General features: G+C 64.6%; 3 protein-coding genes. 2 read left to right on the top strand and 1 reads right to left on the bottom strand.

What is annotated here, in order from left to right; genetic code table 11:
- The coding region (locus HX846_RS38070; protein ID WP_178967560.1) for a LysR family transcriptional regulator at positions 1–641 on the bottom strand (641 nt) is incomplete at its 3' end.
- Positions 642–746: 105 nt separating this feature from the next.
- Here HX846_RS38070 and HX846_RS38065 point away from each other — a divergent pair.
- Together HX846_RS38065 and HX846_RS38060 are read left to right on the top strand one after the other, a co-directional pair.
- The gene (locus HX846_RS38065; RefSeq protein ID WP_134325533.1) at positions 747–1208 is read left to right on the top strand and encodes a nucleoside deaminase; all 462 of its coding nucleotides are present in this window, start codon (positions 747–749) and stop codon (positions 1206–1208) included.
- Positions 1195–1623, top strand: a 429-nt coding sequence (locus HX846_RS38060) for an MFS transporter (RefSeq protein WP_178967559.1), incomplete at its 3' end; no start/stop codon positions are given. The genes HX846_RS38065 and HX846_RS38060, both read left to right, overlap by 14 nt.

The raw sequence follows: 1623 nt of genomic DNA, 5'->3' as shown, positions 1-1623 counted from the left end.
GCCAAGCTGGCGCTGGAATAACCGATGCGCCAGCGCCAGCCGCCCACCTCCAGGTGATGCAGCATTTCATTGCGGTACAGGCCGCCGGCGGGAAACGCCACCAGCGGCAGCGGATCACGTCCCAGGGACGGCGAACTGCGGCTGTCGACCCAACACAACGGCTCCGGCCAGGACACCAGGCAGTCATCGCTGTCACCCATTTGCTTGACCAGCAGCACGTCGAATTCACCGCCGCGATAATCCCGCAACAATTCCGGCCCCAAGCCGCTGGTAACCTCCAGGCGCACCCGGGGATAAGCCTGCACAAACGCCGACAGCAACGGCATCAGGCGCTCGGCCGCAAAGTCCTCGGGCACCGCCAGGCGCAACACGCCATCGCTCTGCTGATTGATCAGCACGTCGGCCGCCTCTTCGTGCAGCGCCAGGATGCGCCGCGCATACGCCAGCAAGCGTTCACCCTCCACCGTGGCCACCACGCGGCGCTGATCCCGGTCGAGCACCTGGCTGCCCAGTGCATCTTCCAGGCGGCGGATCTGTTGGCTGACCGTGGACTGGGTCAAGTGCAGCCGCTCGGCCGCGCGGGTGAAATTGCCGCAATCGACGACGGCAACAAAGCTGCGCAACAACACAGGATCGAACATGGGCTCACCATTCCATTTGCCACTGATTGGCATGGTTATATTTAATTTCAGAATACCCCTGCGGCTGCCCATACTTCACGCCTCATTGCGCACGAGGGGTTTTCCATGACTGACGATCAACAGCATCTGCATCACGCCGTGCAACTGGCCAAGGCCAACGTAGCCGCTGGTGGCCGCCCGTTTGGTGCCGTGCTGGTGCGCGACGGCGAGGTGCTGGTGGAGGCGGTCAACGAAATCCACTTGAGCCAGGACCCCACCGCCCACGCCGAGATGCTCGCCATCCGCGCCGCCAGCCAACAACTCGGCCCGCGCCTCGACGGTTGTGTGATCTACGCCAGCGGCCAGCCCTGCCCGATGTGCCTGAGTGCGATGCACCTGTGCGGCATATCCCGCGTGGTGTTCGCTGCCAGCAACGACGTGGCGGCGCCCTTTGGTTTGTCCACAGCAGCGATCTACCAGCAACTGGCGCTGCCGCTGGCGGAGCAAAAATTGCCCGTGCAGCACCTGCCGCAGGCAGCGATGCAAGCCCTTTACCGCGAGTGGCAGGCCCTGCATGACGCTGAATAATTCGTTGGCCGGCAGGCTCGCCGGTTGGGGTTTGCTGGTGGTGCTCGGCCTGAACCTGCGACCGATCCTCAGTTCCATCAGCCCGTTGCTGGGGGAAATCCGTCTGGCCACCGGCCTGAGTTTCCAGAGCAGCGCCCTGCTCACCAGCCTGCCGGTGATTTGCATGGGCCTGGTGGCGTTGGTAGGTGTGCGCCTGGAGGCAAGGCTGGGGGAGCGTCGCGGAATCGCCCTGGGCTTGATGATGATTCTGCTGGCGTGCCTCGCGCGCTGGCTGTTTGGCCAGGCGCCGGCGCTGCTGGCCACGGCATTGTTCGGCGGTGCGGGTGTGGCGCTGATCCAGGCGCTGGTGCCGGCGATGATCAAGCGCCAGTTTCACCAGCGCGTGCCGTTGGCAATGGGGGTTTACTCGGCTTCG

The sequence above is a fragment of the Pseudomonas sp. K5002 genome, assembly GCF_013386655.1.
Classification (GTDB): domain Bacteria; phylum Pseudomonadota; class Gammaproteobacteria; order Pseudomonadales; family Pseudomonadaceae; genus Aquipseudomonas.
This window is presented reverse-complemented; position numbering and strand designations above follow the sequence as displayed.